Origin of the sequence: Marinovum sp. (assembly GCF_034669705.1) — a bacterium.
Classification (GTDB): Bacteria; Pseudomonadota; Alphaproteobacteria; order Rhodobacterales; family Rhodobacteraceae; genus Marinovum.
In genome coordinates this window covers 177,097-201,711 of sequence record NZ_JAXMOR010000003.1, presented here as the reverse complement: position 1 = coordinate 201,711, position 24,615 = coordinate 177,097, and the positions used below count along the sequence as shown (strand labels likewise).

The window sequence follows — 24,615 nt, the reverse complement described above, 5'->3', positions numbered from 1 at the left end:
GAGCGGGCGGGAGCGAGGGGCCAGCCGGTCGCACCGCAGGTGCGCCACCGGCCCGGTCGCTTCCCGGAGTTTATCGGGCAGGATGAAGATCAGGAGCGGTAATCGGCGTTGATGTCGATGTAGCCATGGGTCAGGTCGCAGGTCCAAACGCGTTTCTTTCCTGCGCCGATGCCGAGATCGACCGCGATGGCAATGTGCTCGCCCCTCATGTGCGCGGCGGCATCGGCCTCCTTGTAGTCGGGGTGGACCCAGCCGTTTTCCGCCACCAGCGTCTCGCCAAAGCGGATGGTGATGCGGTCGCGATCGGCCTGAGCGCCGCTCTTGCCAATCGCCATCACCACGCGGCCCCAGTTCGCATCCTCGCCGGCGATGGCGGTCTTGACCAGCGGCGAATTGGCGATCGCCATGGCGTGGGTATGGGCCTCGGCATCGCTGGCGGCGCCGGTGACGTCGATCTGGACGAACTTGGTCGCGCCCTCGCCGTCGCGCACCACCTGGTGAGCGAGGTCCATCATCACCTCAAAGAGCGCCTCTTCGAAGGCGGCATTGTCGGCCACATCCACGCCGGACTTGCCGGTCGCGCCGAGCAGCAGCGTGTCGGAGGTCGAGGTGTCGCTGTCGACGGTGATGCAGTTGAAGGTAAGGTCGGTGAGCCGCCCGAGCATCGCCTGCAGCTTGGGCTGGGCGCAGACGGCATCGGTGAAGATATAGACCAGCATCGTCGCCATGTCGGGCGCGATCATGCCGGAGCCCTTGGCGATGCCCGCAATCTGGACCGGTGTGCCGGCGATCTCGACCGTGCGGGCGGCGCCCTTGGGATAGGTGTCGGTGGTCATGATGGCGCGGGCGGCGTCGGGGATGGCGCCCGCCTCCTGCGCGGCGATCAGCCGGTCGATCACGTCGATGATGCGCTCATGCGGCAGCGGCTCGCCGATCACCCCGGTCGAGGAGGTGAAGACGCGGGCTTGCGGCACCCCGGCGGCCTCGGCCAGTGCCCGGGTGATCGCCGAGACCGAGGCTTCGCCGCGCTTGCCGGTGAAGGCGTTGGAATTGCCGGCATTGACGAGGATCGCGGCGCCGGCGTCACTGTCGCCGCCGAGTTTCTCCTGGCAGTCGAGCACCGGCGCCGAGCGGGTGGCGGACCGGGTGAACACCCCTGCCACGGCGCTGCCCGGGGCGAGCAGCGCCAGCATCACGTCCTTGCGGCCCGCATAGCGCACCCCCGCCTCGGCCGAGGCAAAGGTGACGCCGTTGATCACGGGCATCTCGGGGAACTGCGCCGGGGCAAGCGGCGAGACAGGCAGGGGTTTGGCCATCTTATTGTCCGATCAGGTCGATGTTTTTCAGGATCGAGGGGTCGACATCGGCCTTGTCGGTCTTGGTGATCTCGGCGGCTTCGGTCAGACCGTCGAGCACCGCGTCGAGCGCGCCGCTGCGGACCTGCTCCTCAAGCTGCTGGCGCACCTCTTCCATTGCCGGGGCTTCGGCAACGCGGGTCTCGTTGAGCTTGATCACATGCCAGCCGAACTGGGTCTGCACCGGGTCAGAGATATCGCCTGCGCCCATCTCCTTCACCGCCGCCTCGAACTCGGCGACCATCATGCCGGCACCGAACCAGCCGAGCTCGCCGCCGTTGGGGCCCGAGGGGCCCGTCGAGTTTTCCTTGGCCAGCTCGGCGAAATCCTCGCCACCGCGGGCGCGTTCGGCCAGGGCGGCGGCCTTCTCTTCGGTCTCGACCAGGATATGCGAGGCATTGAATTCCATGCCGCGGTTTTCGCCTTCGTAAGTCTCGGCATAGGCATCGGCCAGCGCCGCCTCGGTCACCGCCTCGTCCATCGCGGTCTGGGCGTGTTCGGCGGCGCGCAGGGCGCGTTCCTCGTTGTCGAGCGCCAGGGCGACGCGCTGAGAGACATCCTCGGGGCCGGCCTGCACCAGAAGGGTCTGCTGGATCAGCTGGTCCATGATGCCTTCCCAGAGCACGTCGTCGGGCAGCTGGCGCAGCTGTTCGGGCAGCGAGGCGCGGATCATGATCATGTGGCCGAGGGTGATTTCACTGCCGTTGACCGTGGCGACGACCTGGCTCACATCCATCGGCTCATGCTGTTCGGCAAGGGCGGGGGCGGCCAGACAGGCCATCAGAGCGGCGGTTTTCACGCTTTTCAACATCAACTGTTCCTTCATTCATTGCCGCGCCCGAGGGCGGCGTTGACACTGGTAGGGGCGACCCTTACATCGCTTTTGTCCCGACGGACGCCCCATTCCCGCAAAGGCATATGGGTTGCGCTTCGGACGGGCAAGCCGCGGACACAAAGATGTGCGCATTATTCGACGGAGAGATTATGCTGGGCTTTGGAAAACTCGCCAGATCGGTGTTCGGAACACCGAACGACCGCAAGATCAAGGCGACGCGCCCGCTGGTCGAACAGATCAACGCCCTGGAACCCGAGTTCGAGAAGCTCGGCGACGAGGAAATCAAGGCCAAGACCCAGGCGCTGGCCGAGCGCGCGAAGGCCGGCGAAAGCCTTGATGCGCTGCTGCCGGAGGCTTTTGCCAACTGCCGCGAGGCCGCCAAGCGGGCGCTGGGCCTGCGCGCCTTCGACGTGCAGCTGATGGGCGGCATCTTCCTGCACCAGGGCAATATCGCCGAGATGAAGACCGGCGAGGGCAAGACGCTGGTCGCCACCTTCCCGGCCTATCTGAACGCGCTGACCGGCAAGGGCGTGCATATCGTCACCGTCAACGACTATCTGGCGAAACGTGACGCCGAGTGGATGAGCAAGGTCTATGGCGCGCTGGGGCTGACCACAGGGGTGGTCTACCCCTGGCAGTCAGAGCAGGAAAAGCACGACGCCTACAACTGCGACATCACCTATGCCACCAACAACGAGCTGGGTTTCGACTACCTGCGCGACAACATGAAGTCCGAGCTCAAGGACATGTTCCAGCGCGGCCACAACTTCGCCGTGGTCGATGAGGTCGACAGCATCCTGATCGACGAGGCACGGACGCCGCTGATCATCTCCGGTCCGGCCGAGGACCGCAGCGACCTTTACCAGACCATCGACAAGCTGATCCCGCTGCTGCAGGACGATCACTACACGCTGGACGAAAAGACCCGCAACGTCACCTTTACCGACGACGGCAACGAATACCTCGAGAACCAGCTCAGGGCGCATGACCTGCTGCCAGAGGGCCAGTCGCTCTATGACCCGGAAAGCACCACCGTGGTGCACCACGTCAACCAGGGTCTGCGGGCGCACAAGCTGTTTCTCAAGGACAAGGACTACATCGTCCGCGACAACGAGGTTGTGTTGATCGACGAATTTACCGGCCGGATGATGGCCGGGCGGCGGCTGTCAGACGGGCTGCACCAGGCGATCGAGGCCAAGGAAGGCTGCGAGATCAAGCCCGAGAACGTGACTCTGGCCAGCGTGACCTTCCAGAACTACTTCCGGCTCTATGACAAGCTTGGCGGGATGACCGGCACCGCCGCGACCGAGGCCGCGGAATTCTCCGAGATCTACGGTCTGGGCGTGGTCGAAGTGCCGACCAACAAGCCGATCGAGCGGATCGACGACGATGACAAGGTGTTCCGCTCCAACGACGAGAAGTACAAGGCGATCATCGAAGAGATCAAGAAGTCGCATGACAAGGGCCAGCCGGTCCTCGTCGGCACTACCTCGATCGAGAAATCCGAGATGCTCAGCCGGGCGCTGACCGAGGCCAAGCTGCCGCATAACGTGCTCAACGCGCGCCAGCACGAGCAGGAGGCGCAGATCGTCGCCGACGCCGGCAAGCTGGGCGCGGTGACCATCGCCACCAACATGGCCGGCCGCGGCACCGACATCAAACTGGGCGGCAACGTCGATTTCCAGATCATGGAAGCCATTGCCGCCGACCCCGAGAGCGATCCCGAGGAGATCCGCAAGCGGATCGAAGCCGAGCACGCGGCCGACGAAGAGGCCGTCAAACAGGCCGGCGGGCTCTACGTGCTGGCCACCGAGCGCCACGAAAGCCGCCGCATCGACAACCAGCTGCGCGGTCGCTCGGGCCGACAGGGCGACCCGGGGCGCTCGTCGTTCTTCCTGTCGCTCGATGACGACCTGATGCGAATTTTCGGCTCCGACCGGCTCGACAAGGTGCTCAACACCCTTGGCATGAAGGAAGGCGAGGCGATCGAGCACCCTTGGGTGAACAAGTCGCTGGAACGCGCGCAGGCCAAGGTCGAGGGGCGCAACTTCGACATCCGAAAGCAGCTGCTGAAGTTCGACGACGTGATGAACGACCAGCGCAAGGTGATCTTCAGCCAGCGCCGCGAGATCATGGAAGCCGAGGACCTGTCGGAAATCGTGCAGGACATGCGCCATGAGGTGATCGACGAGCTGGTCGACCAGTACCTGCCGCCGAAATCCTACGCCGACCAGTGGAACGCCGAGGGGCTTCAGGGCGCGGTGATCCAGTATCTCGGTCTTGACCTGCCGATCAAGGATTGGGCCGAGGAAGAGGGCGTCGACCAAGAGGCGGTGCGCGAGCGGCTCGAGGACGAGAGCGACAAGTTCATGGCACAGAAGGCCGCCGCCTTCGGCCCCGAGACCATGCGCAACATCGAGAAACAGGTGCTGCTGCAGACCATTGACGCCAAGTGGCGCGAGCACCTGCTGACGCTCGAGCACCTGCGCTCTGTGGTGGCCTTCCGCGGCTATGCCCAGCGCGATCCGCTCAACGAGTACAAGAACGAGGCCTTCCAGCTGTTCGAATCGATGCTCGAGAGCCTGCGCGAGGATGTCAGCCAGAAGCTGTCGCAGATCCGGCCGATGTCGGAAGAGGAGCAGGCCGCGCTGATGCGCCAGATCCAGCAGCAGCAGGCGGCGCAGAAGAAGCTGGCAGAAGAGGCACAGCCCTCCGGCGAGAACGCCCCGCCGCCGCAGGAGGTTGCCGGCGCCGCGCCGGGATTTGTCGAGGACGACCCCGCGACCTGGGGTACGCCGGGCCGCAACGAGCCCTGCCCCTGCGGCTCCGGCAAGAAGTTCAAGCATTGCCACGGCCAGGTCTGACGCCTGAACATTGATGCGAACGGGCCCGGCACAGCGCCGGGCCCGTTGCGTTTTGGGCCCCGGCCCGCCGTCAGGCCGCCTGCTCGGGACCAGCGCTGAATCCGGGGCACAGTCGTCCGACGCCGCCGTCAATTGTGTCTGAATTACGGACAATCCTCGGCAACCGGCCAAAAGACTCCGCCAAGCCGCCCAATCTCCGCCCCCTTCGCCAGCGATACCTGAGCCCAGCAAAAGCCCGATGCGGGCAAGGAGGCAGAGATGAAATTTCCGGTTGGAAAACTTTCGTTGGGCAAACTCTCGATCGGCCGTGCACGCAAAGGCACGGACGCGGCACCCCAGGCAGCCGCCCCTGCCGCACCCGAAGCTCCTGAGGCCCCGGCCAAGGTCAAATTCGCCCACGCCAAGGGCAAGTTTGCCCTGCCCAAGGGCAAGTTCGCCCTGCCCAAAGGCAAGCTGGCCCTGCCCCGGAGCATTCCGATCAACCGGTCGACGGTGGCGCTTGGCAGTGGCGTGATCATCTTCTCGGTGGGCTTCGTGCTGCAGAACTTCGGCACCCATCCCGCCGGATCGCTCAGCGCCGCACAGCCAAGCCCCAGCCTGCAGGACAGCTTCGCCGGGGGCATGGATCTCGAGGCGATCACACCGACCTCGGCCAGCATCCTGCCGATGGACCGCCCGCTGCCGCCGTTGCCACGAGACGCCGTGGCGGCCCAGGTTGCCGACACTCTCCCCGCCGACACCGACACCGGCGCGCTGGCCGCGCTCGAGGACACCGCCGTCCCGGCACCGCTGTCCCCGGCCCCGGTGGCCGGCCCGACGCCCGCGGCCCGACAGGCGCAAAGCGTGCCCGCCTTGCCCTGCGAGATCACCATGACCGCCGATCCGGCCCCGGCCGCGATGGTCGACCTGAGGGTCGAGGCCGCCTGCCTGCCGGATGCGCGCTTTACCCTGCATCACAACGGCATGATGTTCCACGCCCTCACCGATGACGACGGCCGGACCAGCCTGCGCGTCCCGGCGCTGGCCCGCAACGCGGTCTTCATCGCCTCGTTCGACAATTCCGAGGGCGCTGTGGCGCAGATCGACGTGCCGACGCTCGAGTTCTACGATCGCGCCGTCGCCCAGTGGCGCGGCCACGCCGGGCTTGGCCTGCATGCGCTGGAATTCGACGCCGGCTACTTCGGCGCCGGCCATGTGCATTCCGCCAGCCCCAGCGACATGAGCGCCGCCGCCAGCGGCACCTCAGGCTTCCTCACCCGCTTTGGCGAGAATGCCGGCGCCGATGCGCTGATGGCCGAGGTCTATACCTTCCCCTCGCGCACCTCGAATGCCTCAGGCCGCATCGGCCTGTCGGTCGAGGCCGAGGTGACGGCAGCCAACTGCGGCAAGGAGATCGACGCCCAGACCCTGCAGCTCAAGCCCGGCGCACAGCTCCGCACCCAGGACGTGACGCTCTATATGCCGGCCTGCGACGCCAGCGGAGACTTTCTGGTGTTGAAAAATCTCTTCGAAGACCTGAAAGTCGCGGCCAACTGATCGCGACCGGAAGGCCTGGCCTGAATGAACAAGATGCGTGCGGCGTTCTGCGCCGCACTTTTCCTTTTTGCCGCCCTTCAGCCGTCGCTGGCGCGGGCGCAGGACGTGGTCCTCACCTCGCTCGATGGCGCGGTCGAGATCGAAGGCACGCTGAGGGGCTTCGACGGCGAATTCTACCGGCTCGACACGATCTATGGCGAGATCACCATCGATGCCTCCGGCGTGCAATGCGCCGGCCCCGGCTGCCCCAACCTCGAGGCCTTCGTGGCCGAGATGCGGGTCTCTGGCGCGACCACCATGGGCCGGGTGCTGATGCCGGCGCTGATCGAGGCCTTCGCCCTGCGCAACGCCCTGGTGGCCACCCGCCACGACACCGGCGAGAACCGCTTTGTCTATGCGCTGGCCGACCGCGAGACCGGGGTCGAGACGGCGCTGTTCAGCTTTCACACCACCAGCACCGACGAGGGCTTTGCCGATCTTCTGGCCGATGACAGTGACATCGTCATGTCCCTGCGCGAGGTCCGCGCCTCCGAGGTGCGCGCCGCGCGCGAGGCGGGGCTCGGCGATCTGACCGGGCCGCATCGCTCGCGCGTGCTGGCGCTTGATGCGATGGTGCCGATCGTCTCGCCGCGCAACCCGCTGGGCGCGATCAGCCCGGCCCAGCTGGCGCGGGTGTTCAGCGGCGAGATCTCGAACTGGCTGCAGATGGGTGGTCCGGACGCGCCAGTGGTGCTGCATCTGCCAGAGGCGACCTCGGGCCTGGCGCAATCGGTGCAGGACAAGCTGATGGCCCCGGCCCGCGCCGACCTGGCCACCGCGGTAGAGCGCCACGCCGACAACGCCAGCCTGTCCGAGGCGGTGGCCGGCGACGTACTGGCGATCGGCATCACCAGCTTTTCCGAAATCGGCAATGCCAAACCGGTGATGCTGACCGGCCGTTGCGGCTTCCAGCTGCGCGCCTCGCGGCTGGCGATCAAGACCGAGGACTATCCGCTGACCGCGCCGATGTTCCTCTACCTGCCGGCCCGCCGCCTGCCCAAGCTGGCCCGCGATTTCCTCACCTTCACCCGCTCGGACCCGGCGCAGATCGTGATCCGCCGCGCCGGTTTCGTCGACCAGTCGCCGGAAGAGGTGGCGATCAACGCCCAGGGCGACCGGTTTGCCAACGCGATCACCGCCGCCGGCGAGGAAACCTCGCTGGACGAGCTGAAGCGGCTGGTGGGCACGCTTGGCACCCGCCATCGGCTGTCCACCTCGTTCCGGTTCCGCGCCGGCTCGACCCTGCTCGACGCGCAGTCGCTGTCCAACGTGCAACAGCTGGCGCGCGCCTTGGAGGCCGGCAAGTATGACGCCCGCTCGATCCTCTTCGTCGGGTTTTCTGACGGTCAGGGCGCGGCGCAGGCCAACCGCGCCATCGCCGCCCGCCGCGCCGAAGCCGTGCGCGATGCGGTGCTGACCGCGGCCGAGACCGCCAATTTCGATCAGGTGCATGTCGGCACCGAGGCCTTTGGCGAGGCCTTGCCGCTGGCCTGCGACGAGACCGCCTGGGGCCGTCAGGCCAACCGGCGGGTCGAGGTCTGGGTACGGTGAGAGGCGTGCTCTGAGGCCTGCGGCCCAGGGGTCATTCCACTCTCGCAAATTCCTCAGACCCGCCACCGAACCAGACCCCGACAGAGCTGCGCGGCACCGGGCCGCGGTACGGCGATCCAACATCCGTGGCTGCCACTTTATCCAAGCAAACTCCGTGAAACATCAAACCGGCACGCTCCCGGCTGCCAAATCGCCGGGCCTGGGGCGGCGTCATGCCAGAGGCATGCCTTCGGCATGACGATGCGCGGCGGGCCTGCAGCCCGCTGTTAACGCGCATGGCACTCCGACGCAGACCACGCACCGCGCCCCGGCCCCCGCGCCGGGACCTCTCCCCCCGGATCGCACCCACAGACCCCGCGCAAACCGCCTTGCCGCCAAGGGACCTCTTGCCGCCTCAGCCCACCCATGGCACCGTTGCGCCAAAGCGACCGGAGGCACGGCCCATGGCCACCAAGACCAAAGCCAAAGACGACACCACGCATCTGCCACAGACCTATGAGCCGAGAAATCCCGGCATGGCGCTCGATCTCGACTGGGTTCTCGGCGTCCACGCCAACCGCTCGGCGATCGAGCGCCGTGCCGCCACCCTGCCCGGCCGGCGCAGCGTCAAGAAGGACCACCAGGCCGCCTGGCTCTGCCGCGCGATCTCCTGCATCGACCTGACCACCCTCGCCGGCGACGACACCGAGGGCAGGGTCCGCAGGCTCTGCGCCAAGGCGCGCCAGCCGGTGCGCGCCGACCTGCTGCAGGAGCTCGGCATGGAGGGGCTGACCACCGGCGCGGTCTGCGTCTATCACGACATGGTGCCTACTGCCGTGCAGGCGCTCGAAGGCACCCATATCCCTGTTGCCGCCGTCTCCACCGGCTTTCCCGCCGGACTCTCGCCGTTCAACCTGCGGGTCGCCGAGATCCACGCCAGCGTCGAGGCCGGCGCCCGCGAGATCGATATCGTGATCTCCCGCCGCCACGTGCTCACCGGCAATTGGCAGGCGCTCTACGACGAAATGCGTGCCTTCCGCGCCGCCTGCGGCGAGGCGCATGTCAAGGCGATCCTCGCCACCGGCGAGCTCGGCACCCTCAAGAACGTCGCCCGCGCCTCACTGGTCTGCATGATGGCCGGCGCCGATTTCATCAAGACCTCGACCGGCAAGGAAAGCGTCAACGCCACCCTGCCCGTCAGCCTGGTGATGATCCGGGCGATCCGAGACTATCACCAGCGCACCGGCTTCCGCGTCGGCTACAAGCCGGCGGGCGGAATTTCCAAGGCCAAGGATTCGCTCACCTACCTGGCGCTGATGAAAGACGAGCTGGGCGACAGGTGGCTGCAGCCCGACATGTTCCGCTTCGGTGCCTCCTCGCTCCTGGGCGATATCGAACGCCAGCTCGAGCACCACGTGACCGGCCGCTACTCGGCCAGCCACCGCCACGCGATCGGCTAGGCGGATGCAGCTTTCTCCGGAAATGGCGGCCTTCGCGCTCTTTGCCATGCTGGTGATGGGCAGCGCGCAGTGGCGCCGCAGCCGCCTCCGGCGGGCGATCCGCGATCTGCCGACCCGGGCGCAGCGCCAGCTTGGGCCCGAGCCGCTCTACCAGCCGCCGCCGGACCAAGAGCTGCCCGAGGACCTGCGCCGCTACGCCGCCCTGCACCGCCGCACCCGTCTGGTGCAGCTGGGCGTCTGGGCGCTGGCGTTTCTCTGGCTGGGCTACACCCTCTATTCTGTTCTGAAAGGAACGCCGCAATGACCGTGAAAGAGATCTTCGAGACCATGGACTACGGCCCCGCCCCCGAAAGCGCCGCTGACGCCCTGGCCTGGATCGTCGACCAGGGCAGCCGCTTCGGCCTCTACATCAATGGCGACTGGACCGCCGCCCGCGGCGAGTTCCACTCGAAGAACCCCGCCAACGGCGAGACCCTGGCCGACCTGACCCAGGCGATCCCGTCGGAGATCGACGACGCCGCCGCCGCCGCCCGCGCCGCGCAGCCCGGCTGGGCCGGTCTCGGCGGGCATGGCCGGGCGAAATACCTCTATGCCATCGCCCGCCTGCTGCAGAAGCATGCGCGGCTCTTCGCCGTGCTCGAGACCCTCGACAACGGCAAGCCGATCCGCGAGAGCCGCGACATCGACATACCGCTGGCGCAGCGGCACTTCTACTACCACGCCGGCATGGCGCAGCTGATGGAGTCCGAGCTGGCCGGCCGCGAGGCGCATGGTGTCTGCGGCCAGGTGATCCCGTGGAACTTCCCGCTGCTGATGCTTGCGTGGAAGATCGCGCCGGCGCTGGCGGCCGGCAACACGGTGGTTCTGAAACCGGCGGAATACACCTCGCTGACAGCCCTCCTCTTTGCCGATATCTGTTCGCAAGCCGGCCTGCCCAAAGGCGTGGTCAACATCCTCACCGGTGACGGCGAGGTCGGTGAGGCGATCGTCACCCATCCCGGCATCGACAAGGTGGCCTTTACCGGCTCCACCCCGGTGGGCCGGGCAATCCGCACCGCCACCGCAGGCTCCGGCAAGGCGCTGACACTCGAACTTGGTGGCAAGTCGCCCTACATCGTCTTCGAGGATGCCGATATCGACTCTGCCGTCGAAGGGCTGGTGGATGCAATCTGGTTCAACCAGGGCCAGGTCTGCTGCGCCGGCTCGCGTCTGATCGTGCAGGAGGGCATCGCCGAGACCTTCCATGAGCGGCTCCGCGCCCGGATGGACCGGCTGCGCATGGGCAACCCGCTCGACAAATGCATCGATGTCGGCGCCATCGTCGACCCGGTGCAGCTGCAGACCATCTCGCAGATGGTCGATGGCAACACCGCCGGCGAGACCTACCGCGCCAATGTCACGCTGCCGGCCGAGGGCTGTTTCTACCCGCCGACGCTGATCACCGGGCTGCATCCCTCTGATACGCTGATGCAGGAAGAGATCTTCGGCCCGGTGCTGGTCGGCACCACCTTCCGCACCCCCGCCGAGGCGGTGCAGATCGCCAACAACACCCGCTATGGCCTCGCCGCGACGCTCTGGAGCGAGAACATCAACGTCGCGCTCGACATCGCGCCCAAGCTCGCCGCCGGGGTGGTCTGGATCAACGGCACCAACATGTTCGACGCCGCCGCGGGCTTTGGCGGGGTGCGCGAAAGCGGCTTTGGCCGCGAAGGCGGCTGGGAAGGCATGAGCGCCTATACAAGGCCCGCCGCCCAGGGCGAAAGGCTGGACAAGCTGGAGCCCTTCAAGGGCGACCAAGGCCCGAGCGGTCCGCTCGACCGCACCGCCAAGCTCTATGTCGGCGGCAAGCAGGCGCGCCCCGACGGCGGCTATTCGCGGGGCGTCTACGGCCCCGAGGGCGCACTCTTGGGCCATGTCAGCCTCGCCAACCGCAAGGACGTGAGAAACGCCGTCGAAGCCGCCCGCGGCGCGGCCACCTGGGGCGCGACCACCGGCCATCTCAGGGCGCAGATCCTCTATTACGTTGCCGAGAACCTCTCGGCCCGGGCCGATGAATTCGCCGCCCGCATCGAGGCGCTGACCGGCCGCAAGGACGGCGCGAAGGAGGTGCAGGCGTCGATCAGCCGGCTCTTCACCTACGGCGCCTGGGCCGACAAGTTCGACGGCCAGGTGCACAACGTGCCGATGCGCGCCGTGGCGCTGGCAATGCGCGAGCCGATCGGCGTGATCGGCGCACTCTGCGATGACGCGCTGCCCTTGCTGGGGCTGGTCTCGGTGATGGGGCCGGCGATGGCGATGGGCAACCGCACGGTGCTGGTGGCGTCAGAGGCCTATCCCCTGGCCGCGACCGATTTCTATCAGGTGCTGGAGACCTCAGACCTGCCGGCCGGCGTGGTCAACATCCTGACCGGCACGCATGGCGAACTGGCCGGCACCCTGGCCCAGCACATGGATGTCGACGCGGTCTGGAGCTTTTCCTCGAGTGACCTTTCGACCGAGATCGAACGCGGCGCGGCGGCCAACCTCAAACGCACATGGGTCAACAACGGCCGCTCCCGCGATTGGTACGGCGCAGAGGGTGAAGGCCGCGCCTTCCTCGATGCCGCGACGGAGGTCAAGAACGTCTGGGTGCCCTACGGCGCCTGACGCACCCCTGAGGGGCGGTGGGTTGCAAACCCACCCTACAAGGCTGCAACCCGCCGCCGCCCGTCAACCAGAAACGCAGTCTCCCCCGTTCATCTTGCCAGATAAACCTCCGGGGGAGGCCGCAGGCCGGGGGCAGAGCCCCCACACCGCCGCCGCAACGACCACCAACCACGGCGCTGTGACCACTGCCGCCCCCTACCGCGCTACCATTCCAGCACCACCTTGCCGCTGTTACCCGACCGCATCGCCGCAAACCCCTGTTCGAAGTCGCCGGCCTTGAAGCGATGGGTGATCACCCCGCGCACGTCGAGCCCGTTCTCCAGCATCGCGATCATCTTGTACCAGGTCTCGAAGATCTCGCGCCCGTAGACGCCTTTCAGCGTGATCGCCTTGAACACGATGCGCGACCAGTCCACCGGCGACTTGCCGGGCGGAATGCCCAGCAAAGCGATCCGGCCGCCCATCACCAGCGCCTCGACCATCTGGTCGAGCGCCTGCTGGTTGCCAGACATCTCGAGGCCGACGTCGAAGCCTTCCTTCATCTTCAGCCCGGCGACCACGTCCTGCAACGCCTGTTTTGCCACGTTCACCGTCACCACGTCGGCGACCTTTTCCGCCAGCGCCAGCCGGTCGGGGTTCACGTCGGTGATCACCACGTGGCGCGCGCCCACATGCCGGGCCACCGCGGCCGCCATGATGCCGATCGGCCCGGCGCCGGTGATCAGCACGTCCTCTCCCACCAGGTCGAACGACAGCGCGGTGTGCACGGCGTTGCCCAGCGGATCGAGGATGGCGCCGATCTCGTCGTCGATCTCGTCGGGCAGCGGCACCACGTTGAAGGCCGGCAAGCGCAGGTATTGCGCGAAAGCCCCCTGTTCATTGACGCCGATGCCGCGGGTTTCGGGGTCGAGGTGGAATTTGCCGGCGCGGGACTGCCGCGAATGCTTGCCGATCAGGTGACCCTCGCCAGAACAGCGCTGGCCGATCTTCAGGTCCTCGACGCGGGCGCCGATCTCGACGATCTCGCCGGCAAACTCATGCCCGGTGACCAGCGGCACCGGCACGGTCTTCTGCGCCCAGTCGTCCCAGTTCCAGATATGCACGTCGGTGCCGCAGATGCCGGTCTTGTTGACCTTGATCAGCACGTCCTCGGGGCCGATCTCCGGCACCGGCACATCCTGCATCCAGAGCCCCTCGCGCGCCTCGGCCTTCACCAGCGCCTTCATGTCGTTTCTCATGCCAGCACCCCCAGCGCCTTGCCGGCGCGCTCAAAGGCGTCGAGCGCCTCGTCCAGATCGGCGCGGGTCAGCGCCGCGTTCATCTGCGTGCGGATCCGCGCCTCGCCGCGCGGCACCACCGGAAAGAAGAAGCCCGAGACATACACGCCCTCGTCAAACAGTTTCGCTGCCATCTCCTGTGCCAGTGTCGCCTCGCCCAGCATCACCGGTACGATCGGATGATCGCCGGGCAAGAGGTCGAAGCCCAACCGTTCCAGCCCCTTGCGCCAATAGGCGGTGTTCTCGAACAGCCGGGCGCGCAGGTCGTCGCCCTGATCCACCAGGTCCAGCGCGGTGATCCCGGCCGCGACCACCGCCGGCGGCAGGGAGTTGGAGAAGAGGTAGGGCCGGCCGCGCTGGCGCAGCAGGTCGACCACCGGTTGCGCCGCCGCCACATAGCCGCCGATCGCCCCGCCCAGCGCCTTGCCCAGCGTGCCGGTGAGGATATCGGCAGAGACCCCGGCATGCGCCGGGGTGCCGGCGCCCCTGGGGCCCATGAAGCCCGTCGCATGGCAGTCGTCGACCATCAGCACCGCGTCATAGCGGTCGGCCAGCGCCCGGATCTCGCCCAGGTTCGCCAGATAGCCATCCATCGAAAAGACGCCGTCGGTGGCAATCATCACATGCCGCGCGCCGCCCTCGCGGGCCTCTTTCAGCTTGGACTCGAGGTCCGCCATGTCGGAATTGGCGTAGCGAAAGCGCCGCGCCTTCGACAGGCGGATGCCGTCGATGATGCTGGCGTGGTTGAGCGCGTCGGAGATCACCGCGTCCTCCGGCCCCAGCAGCGGCTCGAAGACCGCGCCATTGGCATCGAAACAGGCCGCGAAAAGGATCGCGTCATCCATGCCGAGGAATTCTGCCAGCTTCTGCTCCAACTGGCGATGCAGGTCCTGCGTGCCGCAGATGAAGCGCACCGAGGCCATGCCGTAGCCGTGGCTGTCGAGCGCGTCCTTGGCCGCCGCGATCAGCGCCGGATGATCGGCCAGTCCGAGGTAGTTGTTGGCGCAGAGGTTGATCATCTCGCGCCCGCCCACCTGCATTCGGGCACCCTGAGGCCCGGTGATCGGCCGTTCGGTCTTTTTCAGCCCGTCGGCCTCGATCTGGTCGAGCGTGTCGGTAAGATGTTCGAGAAATGCCTGCGCCATGGTGCGACTCCTTTCGTCGCCCCTTTCTAGCACAACAGACGCCAATCCGAAATAGCGGATTTACGGGTTAACGGATTATGTCCATTATAACAGACGCCGTAGGGTGGGTTTGCAACCCACCGCTCCTGCAACTGCGCCCCGCGCCAGGGTGGGTTGCACCCCCACCCTACCCGGCGTCCTGCACCACCAGGAACACCTGTGCCTCGCCCGCGACCGCGCGGATGCAGTGCCGCAAATCGGCGGCGTAACGCGCGCTGTCGCCGCCCTCGAGCCGCGCCACCGCCTCTTCAGACGCGATTTCCACCGTGCCGGCGATCACGCTGACGATCTCCACCGTGCCGCGCTTGTGCGGCTGACTGTCGAGCCGCCCGCCGGCCTCGAACCGCAGCTCGTAGAGCTCGTTGCGCCCGGCCTCTTCCGGCGGCGAGAGGATGCGGATCCGGCAGCCCTCGCCCATGTTGTCGATCGTCGGGATCTGGTCGGCGCGCAGCACCTCGATGCGGTTGACCTGCGCCTCCTTCTCGAGCAGCCCGGCGAAATCCACCTGCAGCGCCCGGGTCAGGTTCCACAGGGTGGCAATGGTGGGCGAGCTCTCGCCGCGCTCGATCTGGCTCACCATCGAGCGCGACACGCCCGAGAGCTTCGACACCGCGTCGAGCGACAGGCCCTGCGCCCGCCGGGCCTCTTTCAGCCGCGCGGGCAGCAGTGCCAGAATATCGTCTGATGTATCCGTCATGGCGGAATAGTGACGCGGCAGCCCGGGCAGATCAAGCGCGATCCGTGACCCCACGTTCTGCTGACAAGAGCCGCGGCGCCCGACATACTCCGGCCAGACCCGAACGGAGGAACTCCCATGTCTGAAGATATCGTCATTCTCGGCGGCGCCCGCACCGCCATCGGCACCTTCGGCGGCGCGCTGGCCGGCACCCCGCCGATCGCGCTCGCCACCCAGGTCAGCAAGGCGGCGATGGCGCGCTCCGGCGTCGAGCCCGGCCAGATCGGCAACGTGGTCTTCGGCCATGTGATCAACACCGAGCCGCGCGACATGTACCTCAGCCGCGCCGCCGCGATCGAGGCCGGCATCCCAGACACCACCCCGGCGATGAACGTCAACCGGCTCTGCGGCTCGGGTGCCCAGGCGGTGGCCTCGGCGGTGCAGTCGCTGATGCTGGGCGATGCGGAGTTCGCCCTTGCCGGCGGCGCCGAGAGCATGAGCCGCGCACCCTTCATCAACCCGTCGCAGCGCTTCGGCCAGAAGATGGGCGACATCCGCACCCTCGACATGATGCTGGGCGCGCTGCATTGCCCCTTCGGCACCGGCCACATGGGGGTGACGGCCGAGAACGTCGCCGCCGAGCACGGCATCGGCCGCGAGGACCAGGACAGTTTTGCGCTCGAAAGCCAGCAGCGCGCCGCCAGGGCCATCGCCGAGGGCCGCTTTGCCGAGCAGATCACGCCGGTCGAGGTGCGGGTCAAGCGCGACATGGTGCCCTTCGAGGTGGACGAACACCCCAAGAGCACCACTGCCGAGGCGCTGGCCGGGCTGCGCGCGGTGTTTCAGAAGGACGGCCGCGTCACCGCCGGCAACGCCTCGGGCATCAACGACGGAGCGGCGGCGATTGTCCTGGCGCGGGGTGACGCGGCCGAGAGCGCCGGTCTGACGCCGCGGGCGCGGGTGCTGGGCTATGCCCATGCCGGGGTGCGGCCAGAGGTGATGGGCATCGGTCCGGTGCCGGCGGTGCGCAACCTGCTGGAGCGCACCGGCCTGAGCCTCGACACCTTCGACGTGATCGAATCGAACGAGGCCTTTGCCGCCCAGGCGCTGGCGGTCAACAAGGAGCTGGGGCTCGACGCCGCCAAGGTGAACCCCAACGGCGGTGCCATCGCGCTGGGCCACCCGGTGGGGGCAACGGGCGCGATCCTCGTGGTCAAGGCGCTCTACGAGCTGGAGCGCATCGGCGGCAAGACCGCGCTGATCACCATGTGCATCGGCGGCGGCCAGGGCATCGCGCTCGCCATCGAACGGGTGTGAGGCGCTCCGGCTGCGGGCGGCGGCGGGGGACAGCCCCGCCCTGTCCGCCTCACGCGGCGCGCGCAGCCGCTTGTCGCTCGGGGTCGGTTTCTAACCCGACTTCGACCTGCAACACCGGCGACTGACCCTGCGCGTGACGCCAAACTCCGCCGATAGTTGGGTAATCCGCCCGAAATGGCACCTCGAGCTCAACCGCCGGCCACGCCCATGTAGGGTGGGTTTCCAACCTACCTCCCCCACGACGGTATCGAACCGACGCAAGGCAGCACGCCCAGACGGCGGTGGGGGTAAACCCCACCCTACGCGCTCCAATCTTCCCCACCGGCGTAGGGTGGGTTTCAAACCCACCTCCGCCACCCCGCAGGATGCTTTCACCTCCGCCACCCTAGGGCCGCCACACCATCGCGGCCACCGAGGCCCCCGCCTCGTCCACCACCGACAGCCGCGAGAACCCCGCCGAGGGCAACTCGACCGGCAGCGCCCGCTCGCGCGTGCCGGTGACCAGCGGCGCGCCGTCCAGCAGCAGGGTAAAGGGCGGCGTGCCATGGCGCAGCTTGACCGTCACCTCGCGGCCCGCGAGCTGCGCGCCATCCGGCGGAAACACCATCTCGAGCCGACCGTCACCGCTGCGATACTGTCCGTCCCGGGCGCGAAAGTGCCGCAAGGGCTGCGGCAGCTCGGCATTGCGGAGCATCAGCGTGGCCGGCGGCGGCGGCGGCAGGGCCTCCGGCGCGGGTTTCAGCAGCTGGAAGGCCTCGAACAGCACCGGCGCCGCGATCTCGCCGCCGAAGGCCCCCGGCACCGGCGTGCCATCTGGCCGGCCCAGCCAGACCCCGGCCACATGCCGGCCGTCGTAGCCCAACGCCCAGGCGTCGCGATGGCCATAGGAGGTGCCGGTCTTGTAGGCGAGCCAGTCACGCGGCGCGCCGGGCGGCGGGGCGATACGCGACAGGATATGCCCCACCTGCCAGGCCGCGACCGCACCGGTGACCGGCGCAGCGGGCGCGGCCCCCGCACCCTTGCGCCACTGCAACTCGCGCGCCGCTCCCCCCTGCGCCAGCGCGGCATAAAGCTGCACCAGATCCTCCAGCGTCATCCCCAGACCGCCTAGCGCAACCGCCAGCCCCGGCGCACCGCCCTGCAGCGCCGGCGCGGCACCGGAGCGCCGAAGCGCCGCCATCAGATGCGCCGGTCCCAGAGCCTGAGTCAGCCGCACCACCGGGATGTTGAGCGACATCTGCAACGCGCGCTCCACCGTCACCTCGCCGCGGAACCGGCCGTCGAAGTTCTGCGGCGCGTAGGCCCCGAAGCGCACCGGGCTGTCGTCGATCAGGGTCTGCGGATGGGCCAGTCCGCGGTCGAAGGCCAGGGCATAGACCAGCGGCTTCAGGGTCGAGCCGGGCGAGCGCAGCGCCCGGGTCATGTCGACGAAACCGTCGCGGGTCTCTGCCGCGCCCAGCCCGGCCGATCCGACCGAGGCCAGCACCGCGCCGGTGTGGTGATCGGCCACCACCAACGCCACCGAGAGATGCGCCCCGCGGCCGCGCACTGCCCGCGCCGCCAGCGCCTCGAGGCGGGCCTGGAGCGCGCGGTCCACCGTCAGGTCATGCACCGCGGCAAAGGGCGCCGCACGGCCCGCCCGGTCGGCCAGATGCGCCGCCAGCACCGGGAAATCCCGCCGCGCCGCAGGCACCGGCTCGTGCCGGGCGGCCTGCGCGGTCTCGTCATCGATCACCGCAAAGCGCTGCATCCGCGCCAGCACCCGGTCGCGCGCTGCCAGAGCCCGCTCGCGGTGCTTGTCGGGGCGGCGGCCCTCTGGGCTTTGTGGCAGCGCCACCAAGAGCGCCGCCTCGGCCGGGGTCAGCCGGCGCGGCTCGTTGCCGAAATAGCCCAGTGTGGCGGCCCGCACCCCCTCGAGATTGCCGCCATAGGGCGCATGGGTGAAATAGAGCGTCAGGATCTCGCGCTTGGTCAGCCGCCGTTCCAGCGCCAGCGCCAGCCGTGCCTGCCGCAGCTTGCCCGACAGCGCGCCGGTGCCGCTGTCCTCCAGCAGCCGCGCAACCTGCATCGTCAGGGTCGAGCCGCCAGAGACCACCCGGCCGTGGCGCAGCGCCTGCGCCACCGCGCGGGTCACGGCGATCAGGTCGACGCCGGCATGCGCGTGGAACCGCCGGTCCTCGTAGGCCACCAGCATCTCGACCAGCAGCGGGTCGATCTGGTCCAGCGTCACCGAGAACCGCCAGCGCCCGTCCTCGACCGTGTAGCCGCGCAGCAGCCGGCCGTCGCGGTCGCGCACCTCGACGGAGGTCTCGGCCAGCACCGGCGGCAGCACCGTCGCCGCCACCCAGCCGTCGAACCCGTCCCGCGCGGCCGCCGCGCCCCAAAGCAGCAGGACCAGCGCGAAGAGGCCGAGACGCCTCATTCCGTCACCGTCAGCCGCCCCGAGCCGGTGCGCGCGCGGTATTGCGGGCGGTACATGTCCTCGACCACCGCCGCCGGGTGGTGGAAATCGCCGGGCGAGATTGCGCGGACCACGTAGGCCAGCTCGAACGGCCGCGCGCCCTGATGGTCGACCGCGGCGAGGAAGCGGTCGCTGCGGAACTCGGCATGCTGCGCCGGCACCGGATCGAGCCAGTCGAGCCCGCGCACATCGCCCGAGCGCAGCAGGTTGGGGTTGTCGATCTCGAACCCCGCCGGCAGCGGATCGTCGATCATCAGCCGCGCGCCGGTCTCTTCGGCTGGGATCACCCGCAGCACCGTGACCAGCCTGTCGCCCATCGCCACCGGGCCGGTCACCGGCTGGCCCTCGAGGGTGAAGTACAGCCGCTCCAGCCGGTAGCCGTAGCCGCTCGCCGCGACCGCACCCAAAGGCCGGCCAAAGGTGGTGAGGGTGATGTCGGTCGCGCTGCCGCCGGTGTTGGTGATGCTGCGCGGCGCGGCGCCGGCCCCGAAGCGGCGCACCAGCGGCCCGGAGACCGGGGCGCCATCAAGGCTGATGCTCCCGCCGGCGGGATCGGTCACCATCTCATGCGCCGCCAGCAGCGACCAGGCCTGTTCCTGGGTCGAGAGCTCTGCCCCCGTGGCGGCGATCCGTCGCACCAGCGCGGCGCGATCCACCGCCTCCGAGCCGGCCGCCACCGCCAGCGACAGGACGCCGGCGGCGTCGCGCAGGTCAGTGCCATAGTCGGTGCGGTAGAGCGGTACCTCGGTCTCGGGCCGCCGGGCCAGTTTGTCCATGGCGATGCGAAACATCGCGTCCGCCCGGGTCTGGTCGCCATACATCGCCAGCGCCGCACCCAGTTGCGCGGCCGCCAGCGGCGTGGCGAAGGCGCGGCCCTTGACGTCGGCATAGTAGCGCAGGTCGCCCATCGCGGCACTGCCCTCGCGTGCCAGCACCATCAGCGCATAGGCCAGATCCTCGCCGCCCGCGTCAAAATCCGGGGCGTAGTTCACCCGGTTGCGCAGGTTGTCCATCGCCTGGCGAAAGGCCGCGTCCGGCACTGCAAAGCCCTGCGCCCGCGCCCGGCTGAGGAAATCGCTGACGTAGGCGTCGAGCCAGAAATCCCCGGACTCCGCCCGCCAGAGGCCGAAGGCCCCGTTCGGCGCCTGCCGGGTCAGGATACGGCCGACGGTCTGGTCGATGCGCTCCTGCAGGCGGGCGGTCTCGGTCAGGCCCATCGCCTCGGTCACCGATGACATATAGAGCAGCGGCAGCGCCTGAGAGGTGATCTGCTCGGTGCAGCCATAGGGGTAACGCTCGAGCGCGGCCAGCAGCCGGGGCGCATCGAACCGTGCCAAGGGACCGGCGGCGATCAGCGCCGAAGCGCTGCGGGCGGCCAGGCCGGCAAAGATGTTGTCATCGAAGGTAAAGGTCTCGCCCGCGGCGAGGCTGAAGCGGCGGGTCTGCGCGATCTCGGGGTCGGTGTTGCGCACCGGCACGGCAAGGCGCTTGCTCAGGCTCTCGCCCGCCGGGGTGGTCAGCGTGACGGTGATGGCGTGATCGCCCTCGGCCTGCGCCGAAAGTGGCACGGTGAGCCGCGCGGTGGCCTGATCGGCCAGCGTCACGCTCTCCGGCAGCGCACCGGTCTCCAGGCTGACGCCCTCTGCGCTGACCGCAAGGCGCATCTGCCCCGACGGCCCGTCGGCATGGGTGATCTCGAGCAGCATCCGGCTTTCGTCACCCGGCGCCAGGAAGCGCGGCAGGCTGGCGGTGACCACCACCGGGTCGCGCACCAGCACGTCGCGCTCGGCCTGTCCCACGCCGGTGGGCGACCAGGCGATGGCGGCAAGGCGGATCGTGCCGTTGAACTCGGGGATGTCAAAGCTGACCTCGGCCCGGCCCTCCGGCCCGACCGCGACCGGGCCGCTGAACAGCGCCACAAGGTCTTCGGTCGGCGGCGGGCTGCTGGCGCGCAGGCTGTCGCCGGCATCGCCGCCGGAGCGCAACCGCCCCATGGCGCCGTCGAGCCCGTCGATCAGCCGGCCATAAACGTCGCGCATCTCGACCCCGAGCTTGCGCTGGCCGAAGTAGTGGCCCTGCGGATCGGGGCTGTCGAAGCCGGTGATGTTGAGCACGCCCAGATCGGTGGCGGCCACGGTGACAAAGGCGGTCTCGCCCGCCGCGATGCCCCCGACCCCGACCGTGGCGCTCAGCGGGCCGCGCGGCGCGGCGGTGTCGTCGGTGATCAACCGCACGTCGAGCGCGCGGTCACCGGGATCGATGGCGGCATGGGCCAGCCCCAACGCGCGCGACGGCGTCTGGCCGGCCGGAGCATCCATCGGCCGGATCACCATGGCCGAGACATAGGCGCCGGCGCCCCAGTCCTCGGTCACCGGCAGGGTGACAGTATTTTCGCCGGCGCTGACCGCGACGCTCTGCATGCCGATCAGCCGGTGCGACATCACGGTGATCAGGGCGATGCCGGCATGACGCGGCACCAGCCGCAGGGTGGCGGTCTCGCCCGGGCGATAGGCGGGTTTGTCGAGCGAGAGCTCGAGCATGTCGGGGGTCTCGGCGGTCTCGGCCGGCGCGTACCATCCGGCCCAGAACGCGGTCGAGGCGGCGACGTAATTTCCGCCCGTCCGTTCCACCACCAGCTCGTACTGGCCCCAACCGACGTCGGCGCCGATCTCAACCGGCGCGGTGCCCAATGTCACCTCGCCGTCCGCGACCGCGCTGCGGCTCACCACCGGCTCCCAGTTCCACTGGCCGTGCAGCTGGTACCACTCGTAGCGCGTCTCCACCCGGTCGAGCCGCCAGCGCACCGGCATCGCGGTCGCCGCCCCGGCCCCATCCAGACCGATCAGCCGAAAGCGCGCCTCTGCGCCCTCCTGCAGCACGCCGTCGAACAGCGGGTTGATGCCGATCACCGGGCCCGAGGTGGCCAGTTCGCGGGTCAGCCGGCGCTCCACCGGGCGGCCGGAACCTTCCGAAAGGCTGACGACAACCTCGGCCTGCAGCGGCAGTCCGGCGGCCTCGCCAAAAACCTCCGGAAAGCTCAGCGGCGTCACCAGCCGGCCGCTGGCATCGGTGCGCAGATCGCCCTCGAGATACTCGGTGCGCGGCTCGAACGCCACGTCATGGCGGCCAAAGCGGAACCCCGGCCAGCCGTCGATCTCCTCGGCCCGGGTCAGCCGCAGACGCACCTCGGCCGGCAGATCAGCCCCCGGCGCGCCGAACAGGTAGCGCGCCTCGACGGTGAGCTCGGGGCGGTCGGCCGCGGTCAGCCGGCCCTCTGGCAATGCAAGGTCGAAGTCGATCCGCTCGGGCAGAAAATCCTCGACCAGCACGGCCTGCGTCGCCAGCGCCGGGGTCTGCGGATCGGCATGCAAAGCGATCCGCCAGGTGCCGAGCGGCACCGAGGCGCCCAGCGGCATCGCGAAGACATGCCCGCCGGCCGTGCCGTCGCTCGACAGATGGCGGGCGTATTCCACCCCGTCGGGACGGGTCAGCACGGCGACAAGCGGCAGCCCCTCGATCGCACGCGCCTGGGCATCGCGGGCCAGCGCCGTGACATGGATCACCTCGCCGGCACGATAGGCACCGCGGTCGGTGGCGAGGAAGACATCGACCGGACCGGCCGGCTCGCGCCCCTCGACACCGCGGTCGGACAGGTCGAACCCAGGGTCCTGCAGCGACAAAAAGGCGATGTCATCGCCGGTCTTGGCCACCAGAAGCGCCGGCGCCGAACCCTGGGTGCCACGGGTCAGGCCGGGGTCAAAGCGTATGTGCCCGGAGGCATCGGTCTCGGCCTCGGCCAGCACCCGGTTGGCCTGTGAAATCAGCTGCACGGTGACGCCCTCGCGCGGTGCCGCATCTCCAAGGCCGCGCAGAAAGACATGCAACCCGTCGGTCCCCGACAGGCTCGCCAGCCCGAGGTCGGAGAGCACGAACCATTGCGTCGCCCGGTCGTCGGAATATTCATCCGCCCCCGGCACCCGCGCGGTGAGCGCATAGATCCCCGCCGCCTGATCCGCCAGCAGCTCTCCGACCGGCAGCCTGGTGGTGACATCGGCGTTCAGCCGGCTCTCGACTTCGGCCGTGCCCTGCCAGATCGTCTCGCCGACCTCCTGCTCGAAGCGGCGCTCGGCGTAACTGCCCATCGGCGCGCCGAAATAGCTGTCCTGGATCGCGCGCAGCAGGTTGCGGTCGGAGACCCGGCGCAGGGTCAGGTCGACCTCTGACAGGTTCACCGTCTCGATCGGCAGACCGGCCCCGGCGGCGCGTGGCAGCACGTAGGCCCGGCCGCGAAAGGCCACTGCAGGCGCGCGGTCGCGGACATATTGCGTGATCGTCACGTCACCTGCGAGCTGCTCGCCGGAGGCCGCCGGCAGGCCGCTTCGGAAACTCAGCTGATAGCGCGCGCCGTGCCGTACGCCGCCGATGCAGATGTCGCGTTCGGTGGCGCTGACCACGAGCCCGGGGTCGGGCAGCTGTACATAGGGCGTGTAATCGAGCCCGGCGCGCTGCAGGTCCTCCGAGAATTCGACGCAGATCCGCGGCTCGGCGCGGTCGCTCTCGGTGCGGTGGTCGATGATCCGGAAACCGTATTTGCCAAGCGCCGCCTCCAGCGCCGCAGTGACGTCACCGCGCGGCGCGATCGTCTCGGCCAGCCGCAGCGCCGGCAGCATGTCGGCCCCGCGCCCCTCGGCCTCCAGCGCCTCGGCCAGCAGCAGCAGCGCGGCAATGCGGCCGGGATCGGAGGCAGCTCGCAGGTAGCCGTTGACCGCGGCCGAGAGCGCCATCGCGGAAAGCCGCTCGCCCGCATCGTCGGCCGCGCCGCCGGCGAGCGCCAGACGGCCATAGTCGACCCAGAGATCGCCGGCATCGCTTTGTGCCAGCGCCGCGCCGGTCCAGTGCAGCGCATTGGCCGGGTTGCCCGCCGCCTCCTGGTCGCGCGTTGCCTGCAGCAATGCCTCGACGGTCCACTTGCCCCCCATGTGCAGCGCACCGAGCCCCCGGGCCTGGGCCAGGGCGGCATCGAGATCGGCTTGCGACAGGAAGCCCAGATCCTCGGCCCGCGCCACGGCCCCCTGAGCCACCGCAGGGTCGGTCGCCAGCACCATGCCAGAAAGCGCGCCCTCGTACTCCAGCCGTTCGCTGACCGCGGATTTCGGGAAACAGGCGTTCGAGCGGTTGTTGAAGGTGAAGGCAGCACAGGCCGGGTCCGCCAGGCAGATCCGCTGGCAGGCCTCGAGCGAGGTGTCGAACAGCGCCTGCAGATCGGCGCCGTAGAAATCCACGTCACGCGACACCACCACCCGCCGCTCTGGCAGGACATCCTGCGCCAAGGCAGGCGCGGCACTGAGGGCAAAAGACAGGGCGGTGAGCAAACGGCGCATTCAAAATCCTCCGGTCAATGCCGGCACTGTCTCATGCCGCCCGCCGCTCTGGCA

Annotated in this window: 14 protein-coding genes; 7 read left to right on the top strand and 7 right to left on the bottom strand. The window is 68.8% G+C overall.

The genetic code is table 11. From position 1 onward, the window contains the following. Positions 1–89 precede the first annotated feature (89 nt). Both argJ and VOI27_RS03610 read right to left on the bottom strand, forming a co-directional pair. The gene (argJ, locus tag VOI27_RS03615) at positions 90–1,316 is read right to left on the bottom strand and encodes a bifunctional glutamate N-acetyltransferase/amino-acid acetyltransferase ArgJ (protein ID WP_323763923.1); all 1,227 of its coding nucleotides are present in this window, start codon (positions 1,314–1,316) and stop codon (positions 90–92) included. A 1-nt stretch (position 1,317) separates the two neighbouring features. After that, complete coding sequence (locus VOI27_RS03610; protein ID WP_323763922.1) at positions 1,318–2,166, bottom strand: peptidylprolyl isomerase; 849 nt, start codon at positions 2,164–2,166, stop codon at positions 1,318–1,320. Between the two features lie 173 nt (positions 2,167–2,339). Between VOI27_RS03610 and secA the strand changes: the two genes are divergently transcribed. From secA to VOI27_RS03580, 6 genes are all read left to right on the top strand, one after another. Continuing rightward, complete coding sequence (secA, locus tag VOI27_RS03605) at positions 2,340–5,054, top strand: preprotein translocase subunit SecA (RefSeq protein WP_323763959.1); 2,715 nt, start codon at positions 2,340–2,342, stop codon at positions 5,052–5,054. 258 nt (positions 5,055–5,312) lie between these two features. Further along, positions 5,313–6,590, top strand: a complete 1,278-nt coding sequence (locus tag VOI27_RS03600; RefSeq protein WP_323763921.1) for a hypothetical protein — start codon at positions 5,313–5,315, stop codon at positions 6,588–6,590. Between the two features lie 24 nt (positions 6,591–6,614). Continuing rightward, complete coding sequence (locus VOI27_RS03595; RefSeq protein ID WP_323763920.1) at positions 6,615–8,180, top strand: substrate-binding domain-containing protein; 1,566 nt, start codon at positions 6,615–6,617, stop codon at positions 8,178–8,180. 443 nt (positions 8,181–8,623) lie between these two features. Then, on the top strand, positions 8,624–9,619 hold the full coding sequence (gene deoC, locus VOI27_RS03590) for a deoxyribose-phosphate aldolase (RefSeq protein WP_323763919.1): 996 nt from the start codon (positions 8,624–8,626) through the stop codon (positions 9,617–9,619). 4 nt (positions 9,620–9,623) lie between these two features. After that, positions 9,624–9,923 (top strand): hypothetical protein, encoded by a 300-nt coding sequence (locus tag VOI27_RS03585; protein ID WP_323763918.1) that lies wholly within the window; start codon positions 9,624–9,626, stop codon positions 9,921–9,923. After that, the gene (locus tag VOI27_RS03580) at positions 9,920–12,265 is read left to right on the top strand and encodes an aldehyde dehydrogenase family protein (protein ID WP_323763917.1); all 2,346 of its coding nucleotides are present in this window, start codon (positions 9,920–9,922) and stop codon (positions 12,263–12,265) included. Before VOI27_RS03585 ends, VOI27_RS03580 begins: the two co-directional genes overlap by 4 nt. A 203-nt stretch (positions 12,266–12,468) precedes the next feature. On the opposite strand, the gene tdh is transcribed toward VOI27_RS03580, so the two are convergent. The 3 genes from tdh to VOI27_RS03565 all read right to left on the bottom strand — a co-directional run bounded on the left by tdh (position 12,469) and on the right by VOI27_RS03565 (position 15,423). Beyond that, complete coding sequence (gene tdh / locus VOI27_RS03575) at positions 12,469–13,503, bottom strand: L-threonine 3-dehydrogenase (RefSeq protein WP_323763916.1); 1,035 nt, start codon at positions 13,501–13,503, stop codon at positions 12,469–12,471. After that, the gene (locus VOI27_RS03570; RefSeq protein WP_323763915.1) at positions 13,500–14,687 is read right to left on the bottom strand and encodes a glycine C-acetyltransferase; all 1,188 of its coding nucleotides are present in this window, start codon (positions 14,685–14,687) and stop codon (positions 13,500–13,502) included. Before VOI27_RS03570 ends, tdh begins: the two co-directional genes overlap by 4 nt. Positions 14,688–14,853: 166 nt before the next feature. Beyond that, positions 14,854–15,423 carry an XRE family transcriptional regulator gene (locus VOI27_RS03565; protein ID WP_323763914.1) on the bottom strand — a complete coding sequence of 190 codons (570 nt, stop codon included), beginning with the start codon at positions 15,421–15,423 and terminating at the stop codon, positions 14,854–14,856. Positions 15,424–15,540: 117 nt separating this feature from the next. Between VOI27_RS03565 and VOI27_RS03560 the strand changes: the two genes are divergently transcribed. Continuing rightward, complete coding sequence (locus VOI27_RS03560) at positions 15,541–16,719, top strand: acetyl-CoA C-acyltransferase family protein (protein ID WP_323763913.1); 1,179 nt, start codon at positions 15,541–15,543, stop codon at positions 16,717–16,719. Positions 16,720–17,104: 385 nt separating this feature from the next. Here VOI27_RS03560 and pbpC read toward each other — a convergent pair whose 3' ends face one another. Together pbpC and VOI27_RS03550 are read right to left on the bottom strand one after the other, a co-directional pair. Then, entirely contained in the window at positions 17,105–19,141 is a 2,037-nt protein-coding gene (pbpC, locus tag VOI27_RS03555; protein WP_323763912.1) for a penicillin-binding protein 1C, read from the bottom strand. Continuing rightward, on the bottom strand, positions 19,138–24,561 hold the full coding sequence (locus VOI27_RS03550) for an alpha-2-macroglobulin family protein (RefSeq protein WP_323763911.1): 5,424 nt from the start codon (positions 24,559–24,561) through the stop codon (positions 19,138–19,140). The genes pbpC and VOI27_RS03550 overlap by 4 nt, the downstream gene beginning before the upstream one ends. Positions 24,562–24,615: the final 54 nt, after the last annotated feature.

Coding starts and splice junctions, on each gene's coding strand:
- argJ (WP_323763923.1), bottom strand. CDS start 1,316: ATGGCCAAACCCCTGCCTGTCTCGCCGCTTGCCCCGGCGCAGTTCCCC.
- VOI27_RS03610 (WP_323763922.1), bottom strand. CDS start 2,166: ATGTTGAAAAGCGTGAAAACCGCCGCTCTGATGGCCTGTCTGGCCGCC.
- secA (WP_323763959.1), top strand. CDS start 2,340: ATGCTGGGCTTTGGAAAACTCGCCAGATCGGTGTTCGGAACACCGAAC.
- VOI27_RS03600 (WP_323763921.1), top strand. CDS start 5,313: ATGAAATTTCCGGTTGGAAAACTTTCGTTGGGCAAACTCTCGATCGGC.
- VOI27_RS03595 (WP_323763920.1), top strand. CDS start 6,615: ATGAACAAGATGCGTGCGGCGTTCTGCGCCGCACTTTTCCTTTTTGCC.
- deoC (WP_323763919.1), top strand. CDS start 8,624: ATGGCCACCAAGACCAAAGCCAAAGACGACACCACGCATCTGCCACAG.
- VOI27_RS03585 (WP_323763918.1), top strand. CDS start 9,624: ATGCAGCTTTCTCCGGAAATGGCGGCCTTCGCGCTCTTTGCCATGCTG.
- VOI27_RS03580 (WP_323763917.1), top strand. CDS start 9,920: ATGACCGTGAAAGAGATCTTCGAGACCATGGACTACGGCCCCGCCCCC.
- tdh (WP_323763916.1), bottom strand. CDS start 13,503: ATGAGAAACGACATGAAGGCGCTGGTGAAGGCCGAGGCGCGCGAGGGG.
- VOI27_RS03570 (WP_323763915.1), bottom strand. CDS start 14,687: ATGGCGCAGGCATTTCTCGAACATCTTACCGACACGCTCGACCAGATC.
- VOI27_RS03565 (WP_323763914.1), bottom strand. CDS start 15,423: ATGACGGATACATCAGACGATATTCTGGCACTGCTGCCCGCGCGGCTG.
- VOI27_RS03560 (WP_323763913.1), top strand. CDS start 15,541: ATGTCTGAAGATATCGTCATTCTCGGCGGCGCCCGCACCGCCATCGGC.
- pbpC (WP_323763912.1), bottom strand. CDS start 19,141: ATGAGGCGTCTCGGCCTCTTCGCGCTGGTCCTGCTGCTTTGGGGCGCG.
- VOI27_RS03550 (WP_323763911.1), bottom strand. CDS start 24,561: ATGCGCCGTTTGCTCACCGCCCTGTCTTTTGCCCTCAGTGCCGCGCCT.